Source organism: Streptomyces sp. AM 4-1-1 (genome assembly GCF_029167625.1).
Taxonomy (GTDB): Bacteria; Actinomycetota; Actinomycetes; order Streptomycetales; family Streptomycetaceae; genus Streptomyces.
The window spans coordinates 5,049,660-5,068,333 of record NZ_CP119145.1 but is presented as its reverse complement, the minus strand read 5'-3'; the positions used below and the strand labels follow the sequence as shown (position 1 = coordinate 5,068,333).

Annotated in this window: 18 protein-coding genes; 8 read left to right on the top strand and 10 right to left on the bottom strand. The window is 71.8% G+C overall.

The genetic code is table 11. From position 1 onward, the window contains the following. Positions 1-104: 104 nt before the first annotated feature. From moeZ to PZB75_RS21610, 4 genes are all read right to left on the bottom strand, one after another. On the bottom strand, positions 105-1,283 hold the full coding sequence (moeZ, locus tag PZB75_RS21625; RefSeq protein WP_275536951.1) for an adenylyltransferase/sulfurtransferase MoeZ: 1,179 nt from the start codon (positions 1,281-1,283) through the stop codon (positions 105-107). A 198-nt stretch (positions 1,284-1,481) separates the two neighbouring features. Beyond that, positions 1,482-2,447 (bottom strand): NAD-dependent epimerase/dehydratase, encoded by a 966-nt coding sequence (locus tag PZB75_RS21620; protein WP_275536950.1) that lies wholly within the window; start codon positions 2,445-2,447, stop codon positions 1,482-1,484. A gap of 713 nt (positions 2,448-3,160) precedes the next feature. After that, a complete protein-coding gene (locus PZB75_RS21615) occupies positions 3,161-4,756 on the bottom strand; it encodes a DUF3152 domain-containing protein (protein WP_275536949.1) in 1,596 nt (531 codons plus the stop codon). Then, positions 4,741-5,706: an alpha/beta hydrolase gene (locus tag PZB75_RS21610; protein WP_275536948.1), complete on the bottom strand. Its 966-nt coding sequence runs from the start codon at positions 5,704-5,706 to the stop codon at positions 4,741-4,743. The genes PZB75_RS21615 and PZB75_RS21610 overlap by 16 nt, the downstream gene beginning before the upstream one ends. Before the next feature lie 233 nt (positions 5,707-5,939). Between PZB75_RS21610 and PZB75_RS21605 the strand changes: the two genes are divergently transcribed. The 4 genes from PZB75_RS21605 (at position 5,940) to PZB75_RS21590 (ending at position 7,935) form a co-directional block, all read left to right on the top strand. Continuing rightward, on the top strand, positions 5,940-6,155 hold the full coding sequence (locus PZB75_RS21605) for a hypothetical protein (protein WP_275536947.1): 216 nt from the start codon (positions 5,940-5,942) through the stop codon (positions 6,153-6,155). 167 nt (positions 6,156-6,322) lie between these two features. Next, a complete protein-coding gene (locus tag PZB75_RS21600) occupies positions 6,323-6,964 on the top strand; it encodes a TetR/AcrR family transcriptional regulator (protein WP_275536946.1) in 642 nt (213 codons plus the stop codon). Positions 6,965-7,120: 156 nt separating this feature from the next. Beyond that, positions 7,121-7,348, top strand: a complete 228-nt coding sequence (locus tag PZB75_RS21595; RefSeq protein WP_275536945.1) for a DUF3107 domain-containing protein — start codon at positions 7,121-7,123, stop codon at positions 7,346-7,348. Positions 7,349-7,665: 317 nt separating this feature from the next. After that, entirely contained in the window at positions 7,666-7,935 is a 270-nt protein-coding gene (locus PZB75_RS21590) for a hypothetical protein (protein WP_275536944.1), read from the top strand. Between the two features lie 59 nt (positions 7,936-7,994). On the opposite strand, the gene PZB75_RS21585 is transcribed toward PZB75_RS21590, so the two are convergent. Further along, positions 7,995-8,741, bottom strand: coding sequence for a ferritin-like fold-containing protein (locus tag PZB75_RS21585; protein WP_275536943.1), 747 nt, complete (start codon positions 8,739-8,741; stop codon positions 7,995-7,997). Between the two features lie 475 nt (positions 8,742-9,216). Between PZB75_RS21585 and PZB75_RS21580 the strand changes: the two genes are divergently transcribed. Further along, entirely contained in the window at positions 9,217-11,334 is a 2,118-nt protein-coding gene (locus PZB75_RS21580; RefSeq protein ID WP_275536942.1) for a DEAD/DEAH box helicase, read from the top strand. Positions 11,335-11,504: 170 nt separating this feature from the next. Next, positions 11,505-12,431, top strand: a complete 927-nt coding sequence (locus PZB75_RS21575) for an alpha/beta hydrolase (protein ID WP_275536941.1) — start codon at positions 11,505-11,507, stop codon at positions 12,429-12,431. 227 nt (positions 12,432-12,658) lie between these two features. On the opposite strand, the gene PZB75_RS21570 is transcribed toward PZB75_RS21575, so the two are convergent. Further along, complete coding sequence (locus tag PZB75_RS21570) at positions 12,659-13,546, bottom strand: NYN domain-containing protein (protein WP_275536940.1); 888 nt, start codon at positions 13,544-13,546, stop codon at positions 12,659-12,661. Positions 13,547-13,755: 209 nt separating this feature from the next. Between PZB75_RS21570 and PZB75_RS21565 the strand changes: the two genes are divergently transcribed. Beyond that, positions 13,756-13,908, top strand: coding sequence for a hypothetical protein (locus PZB75_RS21565; protein ID WP_275536939.1), 153 nt, complete (start codon positions 13,756-13,758; stop codon positions 13,906-13,908). 120 nt (positions 13,909-14,028) lie between these two features. Here the strand turns inward: PZB75_RS21565 and PZB75_RS21560 are convergent, their stop codons facing one another. From PZB75_RS21560 to PZB75_RS21550, 3 genes are all read right to left on the bottom strand, one after another. Continuing rightward, entirely contained in the window at positions 14,029-14,634 is a 606-nt protein-coding gene (locus PZB75_RS21560) for a MarC family protein (protein WP_275536938.1), read from the bottom strand. 135 nt (positions 14,635-14,769) lie between these two features. Beyond that, complete coding sequence (locus tag PZB75_RS21555; protein WP_275536937.1) at positions 14,770-15,636, bottom strand: PHP domain-containing protein; 867 nt, start codon at positions 15,634-15,636, stop codon at positions 14,770-14,772. Positions 15,637-15,744: 108 nt separating this feature from the next. Next, positions 15,745-16,395 carry a DUF6758 family protein gene (locus tag PZB75_RS21550; RefSeq protein ID WP_275536936.1) on the bottom strand — a complete coding sequence of 217 codons (651 nt, stop codon included), beginning with the start codon at positions 16,393-16,395 and terminating at the stop codon, positions 15,745-15,747. 167 nt (positions 16,396-16,562) lie between these two features. On the opposite strand from PZB75_RS21550, the gene PZB75_RS21545 reads away from it, so the two are divergent. Beyond that, on the top strand, positions 16,563-17,795 hold the full coding sequence (locus PZB75_RS21545) for an MFS transporter (RefSeq protein WP_275536935.1): 1,233 nt from the start codon (positions 16,563-16,565) through the stop codon (positions 17,793-17,795). Positions 17,796-17,994: 199 nt separating this feature from the next. Here PZB75_RS21545 and PZB75_RS21540 read toward each other — a convergent pair whose 3' ends face one another. Next, positions 17,995-18,579: a suppressor of fused domain protein gene (locus tag PZB75_RS21540; RefSeq protein ID WP_275536934.1), complete on the bottom strand. Its 585-nt coding sequence runs from the start codon at positions 18,577-18,579 to the stop codon at positions 17,995-17,997. Between the last annotated feature and the right edge of the window lie 95 nt (positions 18,580-18,674).

The following is an 18,674-nucleotide window of genomic DNA, read 5'->3' as shown; positions in this document are numbered from 1 at the left end:
GCGTGACATGGGACGACGAAGGGACGGGCCCGCTGGCGCGGACCCGTCCCTTCGTGTGTTCCGTTCCCGGCCGACCGCGCCGGTCATGGAACTGAGCGCTCGGCTCAGTACACCGGCTTCTCGGGCTCGATCTGGTTGACCCAGCCGATCACACCGCCGCCGACGTGCACCGCGTCGGCGAAGCCCGCCGACTTGAGGACCGCGAGGACCTCGGCGCTACGGACACCGGTCTTGCAGTTCAGGACGATGCGCCTGTCCTGCGGCAGGTCCTGGAGGGCGTTGCCCATCAGGAACTCGTTCTTCGGGATCAGCCGGGAGCCGGGGATCGAGACGATCTCGTACTCGTTCGGCTCGCGGACGTCGATGATCTCGATCTTCTCGTCCGCGTCGATCCACTCCTTGAGCTGCTTGGGAGTGATCGTCGAACCGGCGGCCGCCTCCTGCGCCTCCTCGGACACGACGCCGCAGAAGGCCTCGTAGTCGATGAGTTCGGTGACGGTCGGGTTCTCGCCGCAGACCGCGCAGTCGGGGTCCTTGCGGACCTTCACCTGGCGGTACGACATCTCCAGCGCGTCGTAGATCATCAGCCGGCCGACCAGCGGGTCACCGATGCCGGCGAGCAGCTTGATGGCCTCGTTGACCTGGATGGCGCCGATGGACCCGCAGAGCACGCCCAGCACGCCGCCCTCGGCGCAGGAGGGGACCATGCCGGGGGGCGGCGGCTCCGGGTAAAGGCAGCGGTAGCAGGGACCGTGCTCCGCCCAGAAGACCGACGCCTGGCCGTCGAAGCGGTAGATGGACCCCCATACGTACGGCTTGTTCAGCAGTACCGCGGCGTCGTTGACGAGATAGCGGGTGGCGAAGTTGTCCGTGCCGTCCACGATCAGGTCGTACTGGGCGAATATGTCCTTCACGTTGTCGGCTTCGAGCCGCTCCTCGTGCAGGACCACGTTCACCAGCGGATTGATGCCGAGGACCGTGTCCTTGGCGGACTGGGCCTTGGACCGGCCGATGTCCGCCTGGCTGTGGATGATCTGGCGTTGCAGGTTCGACTCGTCGACCTCGTCGAACTCGACGATGCCGAGCGTGCCGACGCCGGCCGCGGCCATGTACATCAGACCCGGTGAGCCGAGTCCGCCGGCGCCGACGCAGAGCACTTTCGCGTTCTTCAGCCGCTTCTGCCCGTCCATCCCGACATCCGGGATGATCAGGTGGCGGGAGTACCTGCGGACCTCGTCGACGGTGAGCTCAGCAGCTGGCTCGACCAGGGGTGGCAGCGACACAGGAACCTCAACAATGCAGGTGGTCGGATTCTACGTACTTCAGCTACGTACGGTTGTTCTTCCGGTAACACTGCCACGCCCTTTCTCATTCCGAGATAGCGGGTCCGATCCGCGAGACATTTTCGTCCCAGTATTCGGGCAGTGTCGCGAATGGGGCGGTATGCCCGCCGCCGATGCCCCGGCCGGTCCGGACGGTGGTCAGATCCGGCACGCGGCCTCCATCCAGATATCTGCGAGCGATTCCTCCAGATTGATCCGGGGACGCCAGCCGAGTCGGTCGCGGGCGGTCCGCACATCGGCCTGCTGCCAGGCACCGCAGCCGTCGGGATACGGGGACGGCGTCGCCGAGAGGTGTTCGATGACCGACTCGGGGGAGGTCCGGGGGGCGCCGATGGTCACCCGGCCGGGGGGCGTGTCGAGTTCGTGGAGCGCGCCCGCGTATCCGGCGACCCTGGCCAGGACGGCGGCGGTGTCCCGGAGGCGCACGGCGCGTCCGGTACCGATGTTGACGACGCCCTGCGCCGCGGAGAGCGACGCGGCGTGGACGGCGCGGGCGACGTCCCGTACGTCGACGAAGTCGCGCTGCACGCCGAGTCCGCTGAGCTTCAGCTCGCCGTCGCCCGACTGCATGGCGCGGCGCATCGCCTCGGCGAGCCGGCCGAGCGGGGAGCCCGCCGGGGTGCCGGGGCCGACCGGCGAGAAGACCCGCAGGACGACGGCGTCGAGGCCGGAGCCGAGGACGAGTTCGGTGGCGGCGAGCTTGCTCACGCCGTACGGACCGCCGGGACGCGGCACCGCGTCCTCCGCCGTCGACGAACCGGGCTGCGAGGGCCCGTACTCCGACGCGCAGCCGACCTGGACGAGACGGGCGCTGCAGGTGCTGCGGCGCATGGCCTCGCAGACGGTGGCGACGGCGACGGTGTTGTGGCGGGTCAGGTCGCGCGCGCCGCCCCGGGTCGCGCCGGCGCAGTTGACGATGACTCCGGGATGGACGGCGTCCAGGAAGCGGGTGAGCGCTCCGGGACTGCCCCCGGCGAGGTCGAACCGCACATCGGCGTCGTCCCCCCGGCCGAGCGCCGTGAGGTGGACCGCCGGGTCGGCGAGCAGCCGGTCGGCGACGAACCGGCCGAGGAAGCCGTTGGCTCCGAGCAGCAGCACCCTCATCGCGCGCCCCCTGAGTGCCGACGGCGGGCTGCCGGTACTGGGGATTGGGGGGTCATGTCCGGTGTCTCCTTGGGTGTCGGGTGTGATGGGTCGGGCCCACGGCGTCGGCTCCGCGGGGCGTCATGGTCAGAGGGTGGGCCGGGCGGATGCCCGGCTCGGGGGAAGGGCGGCGTGGACCGCGCGCGGCTCGGTCCGGCCGGCGTCGCACCGCTCCCGTCGGCGCCGGGCGCGGGTACGGCCCGTGGTGACGCCGGCGGCGGCAGTGGCACTCCGGAGAAGCGTTTGGCCAGGAGGCCGGGCGGGGCGGCGGTGCGAGCCGGTACGGCACGGCCCGGACCGCTCCGGGCCGGACTCGCGCCGCGACAGCCCGCGCACCGGCCGGTCGCACCGGCACCCGGTCTCACCGGTCGCGTACGGACGACCACCATGAGTGAGGAGTCCGTTCCGCACGAGCACACCCCCGATCTCCCTTGTGGACGGCCACCGTCGGTACGGCGACTCGCGGCGGGACGACCGTAAGCGCATACGACGGTGGTGCGACGGACGGTTGTCCGTCGCACCACCGAAAGGGGTGAACCGGCGTAACTTTCCCGCCTCAGCGGCGTTTGGCTGCGCCAAGGGGACCGGCGATCACGGTCGGTCACCCGCCGCTGACGCGTCGACGGCAGGCCGACGGCGCGTCAGAGCACCGGCCCGCCGTCGACGGCCCGCCCTCAACTCCCCGGGTACACCCAGGGGTTGGGCAGGCACTTGATGCCGTCGATGTCCAGGGACTTGGTCTGCTGCTGCATCACGGGCGCCGGCTGCCCCGCCGTACCGCAGCTCTGGTGGTTGTGCCCCAGCCGGTGACCGACCTCGTGGTTGATCAGCATCTGCCGGTAGGCCAGCAGCTTCTCCGGGCCGAACGTGGCCGATCCCTGCGCCCAGCGATAGGCGTTGATCATCACCCGGGCGGTCGCCGCGGAATCGCACGAGACATTGTCCACAGTGGTGTCCAGACCCGATTTCTCGCACCACTCCCCGGTGGTTCCGGGGCTCGCCAGAGTAATCACGAAATCGGGTTCGCCCGAGGAGATCCGTTCGAAGGTCTTGGCTCCGTTGTGCGCCCAACTACGGTTGTCGTTCAGGGTTTTCTGGACCGCCTCGGCGAAAAGGCCGACATCGAGACCGAGCCCCTTCTCGGCATCGATCCGATAGCGGTACTTACGCCCCTTGCCGGGTGCCCTCGCCGCTCCCGGAACCACCTCGAACGCGCCCGGCCCCTTGAGCTTCGGGTCCAGCGGATAGGGCGTGGCCATCTTCTCCTCGTACGAGAGCGGCTTGGCCTCCGCAGGCTTGGTGTCCGGGGTGTGCCGGGCCGACCGGGAGGCCGGATCGGCGTCGTCCCGGTCGACGCCCGCCGCCGTCGTGACGGACCGCCCGTTCGCGTCATGGGCGACCTGACCGGCCACGACGACCGCGAGAACGGTCGTGACGGCGGCAGCGGCGATCCCCGTGAACGTGCGCCCCAGCGTCCCCTTGCCGGCCCCCTTGGCGGCGGCCCCGGGGCGCTCGCCGGGCGGCCGGCGGGCCGCCCCCGGGGGTTGTCCGGCGCCGGGCGGCCGCCCGGCGTCCCCGGAGGAGGGCTCCCCGGCCGCTTCGGTCCGGTCGGCGGGCTCCGTGCCGAACGCCTCGACGAACTCACGCCGGGGGCCGGGTATCAGCGCACCGGCGCCGGGCTGGCGGACTTTCGCCGCCGGGTCCTTCGGTTCCCGCCCGGAAGCGGTTTCCTGACCGTGCCCCACACCCTGTCCGGGCACCGAGCCCTGACCGGGCACCGGCACCCGGCCGGCCCCCGCGTCCTGACCGGGCGTCCGCTGACGACCGGTCCGCGGACCGGCGGTCCGCCGCTCGTCCGTCCCCCGGTCACGGGTCTGCCGCTCGTCCGCTCGGTCCCCGGTCCGCCGCTCGGCCGCCCCCCGGCCGCCGTCCCGCTGTTCGGGCAGCCGAGGACCGGCCGACGGTGTCCCGGCCCCCGCCCGCGCCTGTCCGTCCTGAGGCGGGGCGGCCGGTCCGGCCCCCCAGCCGCCGCCCGGTTCGCGCTGTTCGGGGTGCCCGCCGCGTACCTCGGGCGCACCGCTGAACGGCGTGTCTCCGCCCCCGTCGGTCGCCCCTTCGGCCGCTCGTCCGCGTCGACCGACGCCGGACTCCGGCCGGGCCGCCCCGCGTTCGGCGCCCGCTGTCGCGGTGGCCGCCTCTCCCTCGGGGCCCTTGGTCCCGGCGCCTTTTCGGCTGTGTCGTCCCACGCCCCGGATCAGCTCCCGCCGCATTCGTCCAGCAGTTCCCGGAACGCCTGCGCGACCGCTTCCGGGTACTCCATCATCGCCACGTGCCCGGCGTCGGGCAGCGTCAGCAGTCGCGCGTCGCGGAAGGCCGCGGACGCCCTGCGTGCCATCCGGTACGAGACGAGCTGGTCCCGTCCGCCGTACACGAGTTGGGTCGGGGCGAGCACCCGCTCGGCCTGTCGCCACAGCCCGTGCTGCCCACCCAGTGTGTACGCATCGACAATGCCACGTGCCGAGCGGGTCATCACATCCCAGAAGTACGGCAGTTCCAGCCGCCGCTCCATTTCGGCCACCGCGTCACGGAAGCCCTCCTCGGCCACCCGGCCCGGATCTCCGTAACAGAGCGCCATGACACCGCGCGTGCGATCCTCCGCTGTCCAGTTTTCGGTCATCCGGGCGAACAGGGAAGCGACCCCCGGCAGGGCGAGCAGTCCGGTGGGCAGTGCGGGCCGCTGCACCCGGATCTCGGGCAGCGCGGGCGAGATCAGGGTGAGCGTGCGCACCAGGTCAGGACGGGCGGCGGCGACCCTGGTGGCGATCGCGCCACCGAGCGAGTTGCCGATGAGATGGACCGGCCCGCGCCGCTCGGCGTCGAGGAACCTGACCACCGTGCGGGCCTGTCCGGCGATCGAGTAGTTACCGTCGTCCGGTGGCGGCGAGTGGCCGAAACCCGGCAGGTCGAGCGCTTCGACGCGCACCACGTCGTCCAGCAGCGGCATCAGGGCCGACCAGTTCTGCGAGGAGCCGCCGAGACCGTGCAGACAGAGGGCGGGCGGCAGTCCGGTGCTGTCCGCACGGGGGGCACGGACCACCAGTGTCGCCCCGGGGAGCGTGACGGTGCGAAAGCTCTCCGCCTCGCCCGCTCCGACAGGACTCACCGTGGGGGCCGAAGCGGCGGCGACGGCTTGTACGCCCGGCAGATCGGTCGAGGACATGCCGCAATGTTACGAGAGGATCACACCCCGGCTCGTGTGTTCGCCGTCACAGATCGCATCGCGGCTTCACGGGGTACCTCCTAGGCTCGAACCGGGCCCGGAACAGGCCCGGAGCAAGTCCGTCCCGGAGTGCACCCGCGTACGCGTCCCCCGTGTACGGCCACACATCGCGGCGCCCCGACGCACACTCGAAGCAGACGGCACACCCGAGGCAGAAGAGAGAGGGAGCCACCATGACGGTCGACCCCAGCGATCCGGAGACCTTCGAGGACATCCAGCCGGACGAGCGGGACCAGGAGACACCCGAGGCCGACGCCGCGGAACAGGACACCGAGGTGCGGCCGGAGAGCGACGACCCGCAGTCCGGGACCGAACCGGCCGAGGCGAACGAGGCGGATGTGGCGGAACAGTCGCGCGCGGTGCCCCAGGACGAGGACGAATACCGCTGATATGCGCCGGTTCGCGGCCCCTCATGGGGGTCCGTGGCTGTCGCTGCCGTCCGGTACGTGAAATTCTGCGTCCGCGCCGCGCGCACCCGGGTTACCGAAAAGTACGATGGCAGTACGGCGCAGCGTGTACCGAACAGCTGTGCTTGATCACGAACTTGGGAGGCGGCGTGACAGCCATCGAGCAGACAGAGGCGGCGCGCCCGCGGGGCACCCGGCTGCCCCGCCGCGCCCGTCGCAACCAGCTGCTGGGCGCTGCGCAGGAGGTCTTCGTCGCGCAGGGCTACCACTCCGCCGCGATGGACGACATCGCGGAGCGGGCCGGTGTCAGCAAGCCGGTGCTGTACCAGCACTTCCCGGGAAAGCTGGAGCTCTATCTGGCGCTGCTGGACCAGCACTGCGAGTCGCTGCTCCAGGCGGTCCGCACGGCACTCGCCTCGACGACGGACAACAAGCTGCGCGTCGAGGCGACGATGGACGCCTATTTCGCGTACGTGGAGGACGAGGGCGGCGCCTTCCGTCTGGTCTTCGAGTCCGACCTGACCAACGAGCCCGCGGTGCGCGAGCGGGTCGAGCGGGTCTCGCTCCAGTGCGCGGAGGCCATTTCCGACGTCATCGCGGGCGACACCGGGCTGTCCAAGGACGAGTCCATGCTGCTGGCGGTCGCGCTGGGCGGTGTCTCCCAGGTGGTCGCCCGTTACTGGCTGTCCAGCGGTTCCAGCATCCCGCGCGACACGGCCGTGCAGCTGCTGACCTCGCTGGCCTGGCGGGGCATCGCGGGCTTCCCGCTGAACGGCCCCGAACAGCACTGAGCGCGGCGCGCGCCGGTAGCCGGTGTCCGCGTCCCCGGTCCGTGTTCGCTGCGGGCGTTGCCGGTCCGCCCGTGATCGATCCCCGCACCGGGCTAATGTGTGGTGCGTACGGCGCGGTTCACCGCGCAGGGAACTGACCGTCGGAGGGACATAGCCGTGGAGGTCAAGATCGGCGTGCAGCACGCACCCCGGGAGATCGTTCTTGAGAGCGGACTTTCCGCCGATGAGGTCGAGAGCGCGGTCGCCGAAGCGCTCACCGGTAAGGCGCAGCTGCTCAGTCTCACGGACGACAAGGGCCGCAAGGTCCTCGTGCCGGCCGACCGGGTCGCATACGTGGAGATCGGTGAGCCCAGCACGCGGCGCGTGGGGTTCGGCGCGCTGTAACAACCGGGTGGCGGTGCCACCCGGGGTGTGCGGCGAAGCCGGCGAGAAGCGGTCCCGTGGGTGTTTCCCGCCGGGCCGCTTCTTCGTGTGCGCCGCGCCCCCGCGCCCGCCGCGTTTCCCGAGCCGGTTTCCTTCCGTGCCCCTCCGCCCCCGCCCCCACCCGCACGCCCGTCCGGCGGAGTGCCCGCTGGTCCGGTGCCGGCCCGCCGCTGGTTCTCCAGGGGGGAATGCCGGTACGCAGGGTTGTCGTACGCGACCTTCGGGTAGTACGACCTACGACCTTTTGCCCGCCGCGCAACTTCGCGAGGTGATCGCCTGTGATCTGGGAAGCTCTTGGTTCCGTCGTGCTCGGACTCGCCCTTTCCTGGGCGTCGCTCCGCTCGCTCCCGAACCGCCTGCCGACCCGCCGTACGGTCTTCGCGACCGGGCCGCTGGGTGCGTTGTTCGGTCTGTTCCTGATGCACTCGGTGCTGGGCCCCGGTCATGTCCCGGCGAACCTGGTGGGTGCCGCGCTGGTCGGGGCGGTGACGCTGTCGCTGCTGGTCCGTCCGCGTGGCCGCCGCCCGGTCCGGTCGGCGGCGGCCTGAGGGCCGGGCCCTCCGGCGCCGCTCTCCGTCCGGGACGGGCGGCAGGTCTCTCCGTCGGGTCAGGCGGCCAGTCCGAGCGCGGCCATCCGCTTGGTGTGCGCCTCGGTGATCCGTGAGAACATCCGGCCCACCTCGGCCAGGTCGAAGCCGTCGGCGACCCCGCCGACCAGCATCGTGGAGAGCGCGTCGCGGTCCGCGACCACGCGCTGGGCCTGGGACAGCGCCTCGCCCATGAGACGCCGGGCCCACAGCGCGAGCCGGCCGCCGAGCCGGGGGTCGGCGTCGATCGCGGCGCGTACCTTCTCCACGGCGAAGTTCCCGTGCCCGGTGTCGTCGAGCACCGCGAGGACCAGCGAACGGGTGTCGGTGTCCAGCCGGGCCGCGACCTCGCGGTAGAAGTCACTGGCGATCGAGTCGCCGACGTACGCCTTGACCAGGCCCTCCAGCCAGTCGGACGGGGCGGTCTGGCGGTGGAAGTCGTCGAGCGCCTTGGCGAACGGTTCCATCGCGGCCGTCGGCTCCTCACCGATGGCGGTGAGCTGGTCCGTCAACTTCTCGAAGTGCTGGAATTCGGCGGACGCCATCTTCGCCAGGGCCGCCTTGTCGGCCAGGGTCGGTGCCAGTTTGGCGTCCTCCGCGAGCCGTTCGAAGGCCGCCAGTTCGCCGTAGGCGAGAGCTCCCAGCAGGTCCACGACCGCCGCGCGGTACTGCGGTTCCGCCGAGGCGGTGGCCCAGTCCTGGGCGGCGATTCCGGTGCGCGCGGGTGCTTCGGCGGTTGTGGCAGTGGCGTTGTCAGGCGTCTCCATGAACGGCACAATAGCCCGCCCGGAGGCAGGGGTAAGGCCGCGGTGGGCGGCCGTCCACGGCCCCGGCACGCAACCGATGTCACACCGTTCCAACGAATTCGCCCAACACACATGCGCGAATCCGGGGTACAGTGGTAATGCGCTTACTGAGCATTTTCCTTGTGTCCGGTGCGCGAAATTGAATGAGGATGCCCGGTCGGTGGCCCGATCGGCTCCGACCCGACAGCCCTCCACGCGGGGCGTACGTTCCCGTACGACCGCAGATGAGGGGCCCCCTCAGCGGCACGAGCGCTCGAGCGACGGCAGTGGTCCCGCGCCACCCGGCCCATCCACGGCCGGATGACCAACCCCGGCACGGTACGACCCCCAGCGTTCGCCTCGCACCGCGTCTCACAGAAGAGGCAGCACCCTGACTACGTTCCGAGACCTTGGGATTCTTCCCGAGACGGCCGAAGCCCTTGAGGCGGTCGGCATCGTGTCCCCGTTCCCCATCCAGGAGCTCACGCTCCCCGTCGCGCTCTCCGGCTCCGACGTCATCGGCCAGGCCAAGACCGGCACCGGCAAGACGCTCGGTTTCGGCCTGCCGCTCCTTGAGCGCGTGACCGTTCCCGCCGACGTCGAGGCCGGCCGGGCCACCCCGGACAAGCTGACCGAGGCGCCTCAGGCGCTGGTCGTCGTCCCCACCCGTGAGCTGTGCCAGCAGGTCACCAACGACCTGCTCACCGCGGGCAAGGTCCGTAACGTCCGCGTGCTCGCGATCTACGGCGGCCGGGCCTACGAGCCGCAGGTCGAGGCCCTGAAGAAGGGCGTCGACGTGATCGTCGGCACCCCGGGCCGACTGCTCGACCTGGCCGGTCAGCGCAAGCTCGACCTCTCGCACGTGCGCTCGCTCGTCCTCGACGAGGCCGACGAGATGCTCGACCTGGGCTTCCTGCCCGACGTCGAGAAGATCATGAAGATGCTTCCGCCGAAGCGCCAGACGATGCTGTTCTCGGCCACCATGCCGGGCGCCGTCATCGGTCTCGCCCGCCGCTACATGTCGCAGCCCACGCACATCCGCGCCACCTCGCCCGACGACGAGGGCGCGACCGTCGCGAACACCTCGCAGCACGTCTTCCGCGCCCACTCGATGGACAAGCCCGAGCTGGTCGCGCGCATCCTCCAGGCCAACGGCCGCGGGCTCGCGATGGTCTTCTGCCGTACGAAGCGGACGGCGGCCGACATCGCCGAGCAGCTGGAGCGCCGCGGTTTCGCCTCCGGCGCGGTCCACGGCGACCTCGGCCAGGGTGCCCGCGAGCAGGCGCTGCGCGCGTTCCGCAACGGCAAGGTCGACGTCCTCGTCTGCACCGACGTCGCGGCCCGTGGGATCGATGTCGAGGGTGTGACCCACGTCATCAACTACCAGTCGCCCGAGGACGAGAAGACGTACCTCCACCGCATCGGCCGTACCGGCCGCGCGGGCGCCAAGGGCATCGCGGTCACACTGGTCGACTGGGACGACATCCCCCGCTGGCAGCTGATCAACAAGGCGCTCGACCTGAAGCACCCGGACCCGGTCGAGACGTACTCGACGTCGCCGCACCTCTTCGAGGAGCTGGACATCCCGGCGGGCACCAAGGGCGTCCTGCCGCGTGCCGAGCGGACCCGTGCGGGTCTGCGTGCCGAAGAGGTCGAGGACCTCGGCGAGACGGGCGGCCGTGGCCGCAAGTCCGCCGCCGCGCCCGCGCCGGTCCGTGAGGAGCGTCCGGTCCGTACGCCGCGCCAGCGCCGTCGCACCCGCGGTGGCACGGCCGCCGAAGAGGGCGCCTCCGTGGCCGCCCCGGTGCCCGCGCCCGCCGCTGAGGCGGTCGCCGAGCCGGCGGAGCCGCGTACCCCGCGCCGCCGTCGGCGTACCCGCCTCGGCGCGTCCGACGCCGTCGCCGACGCCGGGGGGACCGTCACCGAAACGGCCGAGAGGCCGGTGGCCGAGACGCCGGTCACCACCGCTCCGGTCGCCGTGGCGCAGGTCCCGGCAGCCGTCGGGACCGCGGCGCCGGTGGAGACCGCGGTGGCGGACGAGGCCACCGAGGCCAAGCCGCGCCGTCGTCGTTCCCGGGCCGCCGCCAAGCCGGCCGAGGCCGTCGCCACGGCGACCGAGGCGGGGTTCCAGACGGCGTCCGTCGTCGAGGAGTCCGCGGTCCCGGCCGTCACCAAGCCGCGCCGCCGCGCCCGGGTGGTCAGGCCCGCCGAGGACGAGGTCGACTTCCAGATCGCGCCCGCCGCCGAGCCCGAGCCGGAGACCAGGCCGCGCCGCCGTCCGGCCGCCCGTACCGCCGCCAAGCCGGTCACCGAGAAGGCGACCGAGAGGGCGGCCACGGCCAAGGCGGCGAAGGCCACGAAGAGCGTGAAGGCCGACAAGGCCGTCGAGATCCCCGCCGAGGGCGAGGAGAAGCCCCGCCGCCGTCGTGCCCGCACCACCACCGCGAAGGCGGAGGCCGGTGTGGTCGCCGAGGCGGTGGCCGTCACCGAGGCCGCGTCCGCCGACGCGGAGGCCCCGGCGAAGCCGCGCCGCCGCCGTGCCCGAGCGGCGACGGCCACGTCGTCCGAAGGCTGATCGCCGACCGGACCCCGCACCACCCGCACCACCACTGAACGGCCCCGGTCGTACCGCGCACGGCGGTACGACCGGGGCCGTTCGGCCGTACGGTGCCCGGCCCCGTCACCGCCTGCCGCGTCACCGCCCGCCCCGCCGTCCCGCGCCCGGACAACCGATAGCCTGATCGTATGAGTCGGCCGCACACCTTTGCCCCGCCCCCCTGCGCCCGCGCCCATCGGCTCCGTACCCCGCGCGGCGACTTCGCCGTCCTGGACGCCACGCCGGACACCCCGCCACGCGCGACCGCACTCCTGCTGCCCGGGTACCTCGGCAGCAAGGAGGACTTCATCGCGATGCTGGAACCGCTCACCGCGGCCGGCTACCGGGCGGTCGCCGTCGACGGCCGCGGCCAGTACGAGACGGAGGGGACGGGCCGTCAGGAGGCGTACAGCCAGGGCGAGTTGGCGCGGGATGTGCTGGCCCAGGCGATCGCGCTCGGCGCGACGGACGGCGACGCGGACGGTGACGCCGACGACGACGCAGCGGTCAGCGGCACGAAGGACAGCGGCGCGGCCACCGGGCCCGTCCGTCCGCCCGTCCATCTGCTCGGCCACTCGCTCGGCGGTCTGATCGCCCGCGCCGCCGTACTGCTCGACGCCTCGCCGTTCCGTTCGCTCACCCTGATGTCCTCGGGCCCCGCGCGGGTGGTCCCGGTCCAGCAGGAGCGGGTACGGATGCTCAGCGACGCGCTCACCACGATGACCATGGCCGAGGTGTGGCAGGTGATGCAGGCACTGGACCCGCCGCAGGACGCCTCCCCGGACGGTGACGCCCTGCGCCGCCGCTGGCTGCGCCACGACCGCGCCCAGCTGATCGCCACCGGTCGTCAGCTGGCGACCGAGCCCGACCGGGTGGTCGAACTGGCCGCCGTGGGGCTGCCCGTGCACGTGGTGTCGGGCGTCCACGACGACACCTGGCCGGTGCCGTCGCTCGACGCCATGGCGGAGCGGCTGGGCGCGCGCCGCACCACGATCGAGGGTGCCCAGCACTCCCCCAACACGGACCGCCCGGAGCGGACGGTCGAGGCGCTGGTCTCCTTCTGGGACGGCCTGTAGGCGGACGCCCCGCGAACCCGGGCGGACCCGGGGAGACCCGATGAACCCCGGCGCACCCCACCCGGCGGGACACCCGCCGAACACGGTGCGGCGGCTCGCCGCACCCGGCAGGCCCCCGCGGGAAGCGCGTCCGGCTCCGGCCTCCCCCCGTCCGGCCCGTCCGCCCCGCCGCGCCTGATCCCGGCCCGGTCGGGGCCCCCGGCACCGGGTCCGCGCCCCGCCCCACGTCAGTACTGGGACTGGAGGTGCTGCCAGAAACCGTCCCTCAGCGCCCGTCGCAGATGGGCGTGGCCGCGCAGCGAGTGCTGGAGCAGCCGTTCCGCCTCGACCAGCAGGTCCTGGTCGACGGAACCGGGGAGATAGGGATGCCCCGGCAGCAGATCGGCGAGGGACTCCCGGCCCCGGGACGAGAGCCAGGTCGCCGCGATCTGCGCGCCGACGAAGCGGACGTCGTCGCGCGACGGCGCCGGGGTGTCGTCCTCGTACGTGGTGACGGGCCGACGGGTGACGTACGGGCGGCAGAAGTCGAGGTCGAAGGTGCGCTGGCTGTCGACCTCCCAGAGCAGCGGTTCCGCCTGGTTGCGCCCCTCCCCCGCCTCGATGCCCCACAGATGGACCCGGGCGCCGTACCCCTGCGCCGCCTCGACGGCCGATACCAGGTCCTCGTCGCCGCCGACGAGCGCGGCGTCACTGATCGCCCGGTGCCGGGCGAGTGATTCCAGATCGGTGCGGATGAGTGAGTCGACGCCCTTCTGCTGGTTGTTGGCGTTGAGGTTGCCCAGTCGGACCTTGACGTCCGGTAGTTCGGCGATGGACTGCTGCTCGACCGTGTGGATACGGCGCCTGGCTCCGTCGTACCAGTAGACGCGCAGGAGCCTGCTGTCCGCGAAGATCGTGCGGGCCTTGTCGATGAAGGCCTCGATCAGCCCTTCCGCGTCGAGGTCGAAGGAGCGGCGGTCCTCGGTGCCGGTGACGAGGAGTCCCGCCGCCGCGTACACATAGCCCGCGTCGACGAAGATCGCGTGGGTAGAAGGTGTCTTGGAGACCTCGGCGAGCACGCGTTGCAGCAGCTCGTTGGTGCGGTCGAGATGGTCACGGACGTCGACGTCGTTCATACGGACCTCGTGGTCCGCGTATGCGCGAGTGACGGCTGGTGCTTAGACATCCAAAAAATTTCCTTAGCGTAGGGAATGATTGCAGGAGGCAAGCCGTTGTACCCCCTGGGAGCGAGGGACCTCCGTGTCTCGCGCTCCTCATCCTCGCGGACGGGTTCACCCGTCCTTCAGTAGTTCTCCAGCAGGAGGATCAGACGAAGGGAAGCCATATGCGCTTCGAGATCATGCGACTGGACGATGTCGACGGTACCGCCGTCGACAGCACGGTCGTGGACGCCGCCTCCGTCAAGCGGATCGTGCAGCAGGCCGCCTCGGTGGGCCAGCGCATCTACATCCGCCCGGCCGACACCTCGGCTTCGTAACACCTGGTGACGGGGGGACGCAAGGACGCTCCGGCGTTCCCCGTGGACGTATAAGACGAAGCGCCCCCGCACGGTCCGACCGTGCGGGGGCGCTGTGGTGCCGGGGCGCCGCGCGGTGTCTCAGGCGTTCCGGATGACCTGGGTGACACCGTTGATGATCTGCTGTACGGCGATGGCGGAGAGCATCATCCCGGCGAGCCGGGTGACCAGCACGACGCCACCGTCCTTGATCACCCGGATGATCAGCAGCGAGTAGCGCATGGTCAGCCAGAGCACGACGTGCATGGCGATGATCGCGGACCAGACGGAGATCTGGGAGCCCACGCCGTCGGCGTGCTGCACCGCCAGAATCACCGAAACGATGGCACCGGGACCGGCGAGCAGCGGCATCCCCAGGGGTACGAGCGCGACGTTGACGTCCTTGGTCTGCGTCGGCTCGTCGGTCTTGCCGGTCAGCAGATCGAGCGCGATCAGCAGCAGGAGCAGCCCGCCCGCGATCATCAGGGCGGGGACGGAGACGTGCAGGTAGTCGAGGATCTGCTGGCCGAGCACGCCGAAGACGGCGATCACGCCGAACGCGACGGCGACGGCCTGCAACGCCATCCGCCGCTGCGTCTTCGCGGGACGGCCCGCGGTGAGGGCGAGGAAGATCGGGGTGATCCCGGGCGGGTCCATAATCACAAATAGCGTGAGAAAGAGGGACCCGAAGACAGCAACGTCGAACACAGTGTGGCCTTGCGATGAGAGAGCGGGGCGAGACGAGGTGCGCGCCCGCGGACTGAACGCCGCGCGGGCGCGCGGGAGTGTGACGGGTGGAGCGGTACGGGGACGGGCGTGCGGCGGCGGGCACCGCGCGAGGTGTTACGGGTGGCGGACTCCGCCGGCACCCGGCACCGGGAAGGCTCCCGTGGCCCGCCGGGTGATCTCCCCGTAGATCTCGGGGTCGGTGACGCACTCGCCGAGCCGGACGGTCTTCCGGCTGCCGTGGTAGTCGCTGGCTCCGGTGACGAGCAGGCCGAGTTCGCGGGCGAGGGCGCGCAGCCGGGCCCTGGTGGGCTCGTCGTGGTCCGTGTGGTCGACCTCGATGCCGTCGAGTCCGGCCGCCGCGAGCCGCGCTATGGACGACTCGGGCAGCACCTCGCCGCGCTTCACGGCGAGCGGGTGGGCGAAGACGGTGACGCCCCCGGCGGCCTTGACCAGCCGGATGGCGTCGAAGGGGTCGAGTTCGTGTTTGCCCGCGTACGCCCGGCCGCCGTCGGCCAGCCACTCGGGGGTGAAGGCGTCGGAGACGGTCGCGACGACACCCAGTTCGACGAGGGCGCTGGCGATGTGCGGACGTCCGACGGAGCCGTCCCCGGCGATCCGGGCGACCTGCTCCCAGGTGACGGGGACGCCCAGTCGGCGGAGCTTGTCGACCATGGCGCGGGCGCGGGGCACCCGGTCGTCCCGGACCAGCTCGCGTTCCCGGGCGAACTCGGGCTCGTCGGGGTCGAAGAGGTACGCGAGCATGTGGAGGCCCACGCCGTCGAGCCGGCAGGACAGCTCGGCGCCGGTGACGAGGGTGAGTCCTCCGGGCAGCGCGGCGGCGGCCTCGGCATGTCCCCGTACGGTGTCGTGGTCGGTGAGCGCGACGACGTCCAGCCCCGCGGCGGCGGCGTTGCGCACCAGCTCGGCGGGGGTGTCGGTGCCGTCCGACGCGGTGGAGTGGGTGTGCAGGTCGATGCGCACGACTCGGACTCCAGTGCTCGCGGCCGGACAGGGGACTCTCAAGGATAACCGGCCTTCGTATGATCATCCGTCACCCCCGACCTGCGGCGATGCCCGTGGTGACGCGCCTCAGCCCTCCGGCCGGTCGATCAGGCGCGGGGTCAGCGCCCCGCAGGGTACGAGGTCGACCTCGCCGCCCGCGTCCCGCAGGTCGGTCAGCACGAGTTCGTCGTACATCAGCAGCCCCGACCGCTCGGGCCAGACGATCGCCCAGAGCCACAGCCCGCACGCCTCGCCCGCGAAGACCGCGCGGTCGGCGGGCGCGCCCCGCACCTGCCAGAGCGGGGTGGGCCGCCCGGCGGCCAGCACCTTGGCGTCCGGCGGGCCGTCGACGCCGAGGTACGGGCCCGGGTCGAGGCCGCTCACCCCGGCGTACCGCGCGCCGAGTCCGACGCTCAGTTCCTCCGCGACCAGCAGCAGTTCACCGATGCCGCCGAGCGGTCCGGGGCCCGAGCAGGCGACGGCGGTGGCCCGGCCGCCGGTACGGTCGTCGCCCGCGTACGCCACTCCCGTGAACAGCCAGCCGACGGGCAGTGGCCAGGGCATCCACACCGGGACCCGGGCGCGGTGCACGACCACGCCGAGCGCTTCGACGCTGGGCGGGATCACGGGCTGCTGCGGGTGGACATCACCGTGTGCGGGGCACTGCCAGGAGTCGGCGAACAGACCGGGCGCGCTGACCCGGCCTCCGCACCTCGGGCAACTGGGTTCACCCCTCATACCGCCCCACGGTCCTCCCCGGGTGTCCCCACGTCAAGGACGATCACCCGTCCGCCGTGCGCCGCTCCCCCGTCGGCGGCCGGGAAGGTAGATGTAGCTTGCATTTATTAGATTGTCTAACTTATTCTGTGCACATCACCACGAGCCGAGGGAGAGCGGGAGCACTCATGCAAGGAGAGGATTCGTTCGACGAGGGTGCCGGCAGCATCCTGCGCCAGCCGAAGGCCGTCTGGGCCACGGCGGGCGCCTCCGTCGTCGCGTTCATGGGAATCGGGCTGGTCGACCCGATCCTGCCGTCCATCGCCAAGGGCCTGGAGGCGACGCCCAGTCAGGTGTCCCTCCTCTTCACCTCGTACTTCCTGATCACCGCGGTGGCGATGCTCGTCACCGGTTTCGTCTCCAGCCGCATCGGCGGCCGCAAGACGCTCCTCGCCGGTCTGGCGCTCGTCGTGGTCTTCGCGGCGCTGTCCGGCACCTCGTCGTCCGTCGGTGAGCTGGTCGGCTTCCGCGCCGGCTGGGGCCTCGGCAACGCCCTCTTCGTGTCGACCGCGCTCGCCGTCATCGTCGGCGCGGCGGCGGGCGGCAGTGCGGCGGCGATCCTGCTGTACGAGTCGGCGCTCGGCCTCGGCATGGCGTGCGGTCCGCTCCTCGGCGCCCTGCTCGGCAACGCCAGCTGGCGCTACCCGTTCTTCGGCACCGCCGCGCTGATGGCGATCGGATTCGTCTGCATCACGGCGTTCCTGCGCGAACAGCCCAGGCCGGCCCGGAAGACCTCCCTGCTCGACCCGCTCAGGGCGCTCGGCCACCGCGGCCTCGCCTCGGTCGCCGCGTCGGCGTTCTTCTACAACTACGCGTTCTTCACGATCCTGGCGTTCACCCCGTTCGTGCTGAACATGACGCCGTACAAGTCGGGTGCCGTCTTCTTCGCCTGGGGGCTGCTGCTCGCGGTCTTCTCGGTGCTCGTGGCACCCCGGTTGCAGAGGCGGTTCGGCTCGCTCACGGTGCTCGGCGGCTCACTGCTGCTGCTCGCCGCCGACCTGCTGGTGCTGGGGTACGGGAATCACACGACGGCGATCGTCTGCACCGTCGTCTCGGGGGCCTTCATCGGCATGAACAACACCGTCTACACGGAGCTGGCACTCGGCGTCTCCGACGCGCCGCGCCCGGTGGCGAGCGCCGGGTACAACTTCGTCCGGTGGTTCGCCGCCGCCGCCGCGCCGTTCCTCGCCCCGAAGATCGAGGAGTGGAGCGACATCCACATCCCGTTCGTCGTCGCCGCGGTCGCGGCGGTGACCGGCGCCGTCGTCGTCCGGATCAGGCGGACGGCGCTGACGCACCGGGCGGAGGAGCTGCTGCCGAAGCACGCCACCGAGGACGGCGTCACGGTCTTCGCCGACTGACCGACCGGTCCGGCCCTAAGGGCTGTCCCGCCCCGGCGCTCCCCCTCGCCGCGGGCGGGGCTTCCCCGTACCCGTACCGCCGCACACGCTCCACGCCCCCGTCGCCGCGGCCCCGCGCGTGAACGCGGTCGAACCGCACGGCCCCGCGACCGCCCACGATCAGTCGCGACCACCCTCGATCGCTCGCGATCACCCACGATCAGTCCAGCGGTACGGACCCCCGCAGCGGGTCCCGCAGATCCGTGCCGTGCGACAGCCACCGCTCCCGCAGCTCCCGCGCCCCCCTGACCCGTTTCCACGCGGCCTCGTTGCGCGTCATGGGCAGCAGGGGCAGGAACCGCACCGGCTCCATCGGGGCGTCCAGCTCCATGTCCTCGACCAGACCGCCCGGTTCGGCGACCAGCACCGAGTCGAACGGCGCGTCCGGCCACAGCGGCGCGCCGAGGTCCAGCGAGGCACCCGGCGCCACGATCACCCCTTCGACCTGGGGCGAGGCGGCCAGCACGGCCAGCGGGCGCAGCACCTGGTCGGTGTCGGCGAGCCCGGCCCGCACGCTGAGCACCAGCTCGGCGCGCGGTCCCTTCACCGGGTCGGCGAGGGTCGCGGTGGGGTCGGACATCGGCCGGGCGGACATCCCCAGCGTGGCGTAGCGCACCAGATCACCGTCGCGGAAGCGGAGCACCTCGACGCGGTCGGTGCCGAGAAAGGTGACCGCGGCGCGTGCGTCCGGGTCACCGAGGGCGGTCGACAACCGGGCCTCGACCAGTGCAAGAACTTCTCCCATGGAGCGAGCATAGATCGCCTATGGAATGGGCAAAGTAAGGGATTGGCCCATAGGCGGCTGATAGTCTTGGCAGCTGGTCGGGGCAGCACGCAGAA

Bases quoted from the DNA above. Each gene is read 5' to 3' on its own strand.
- PZB75_RS21620 (WP_275536950.1), bottom strand. From the start codon at position 2,447: ATGAGGGTGCTGCTGCTCGGAGCCAACGGCTTCCTCGGCCGGTTCGTC.
- PZB75_RS21615 (WP_275536949.1), bottom strand. From the start codon at position 4,756: ATGCGGCGGGAGCTGATCCGGGGCGTGGGACGACACAGCCGAAAAGGC.
- PZB75_RS21610 (WP_275536948.1), bottom strand. From the start codon at position 5,706: ATGTCCTCGACCGATCTGCCGGGCGTACAAGCCGTCGCCGCCGCTTCG.
- PZB75_RS21605 (WP_275536947.1), top strand. From the start codon at position 5,940: ATGACGGTCGACCCCAGCGATCCGGAGACCTTCGAGGACATCCAGCCG.
- PZB75_RS21585 (WP_275536943.1), bottom strand. From the start codon at position 8,741: ATGGAGACGCCTGACAACGCCACTGCCACAACCGCCGAAGCACCCGCG.
- PZB75_RS21575 (WP_275536941.1), top strand. From the start codon at position 11,505: ATGAGTCGGCCGCACACCTTTGCCCCGCCCCCCTGCGCCCGCGCCCAT.
- PZB75_RS21570 (WP_275536940.1), bottom strand. From the start codon at position 13,546: ATGAACGACGTCGACGTCCGTGACCATCTCGACCGCACCAACGAGCTG.
- PZB75_RS21565 (WP_275536939.1), top strand. From the start codon at position 13,756: ATGCGCTTCGAGATCATGCGACTGGACGATGTCGACGGTACCGCCGTC.
- PZB75_RS21550 (WP_275536936.1), bottom strand. From the start codon at position 16,395: ATGAGGGGTGAACCCAGTTGCCCGAGGTGCGGAGGCCGGGTCAGCGCG.
- PZB75_RS21545 (WP_275536935.1), top strand. From the start codon at position 16,563: ATGCAAGGAGAGGATTCGTTCGACGAGGGTGCCGGCAGCATCCTGCGC.
- PZB75_RS21540 (WP_275536934.1), bottom strand. From the start codon at position 18,579: ATGGGAGAAGTTCTTGCACTGGTCGAGGCCCGGTTGTCGACCGCCCTC.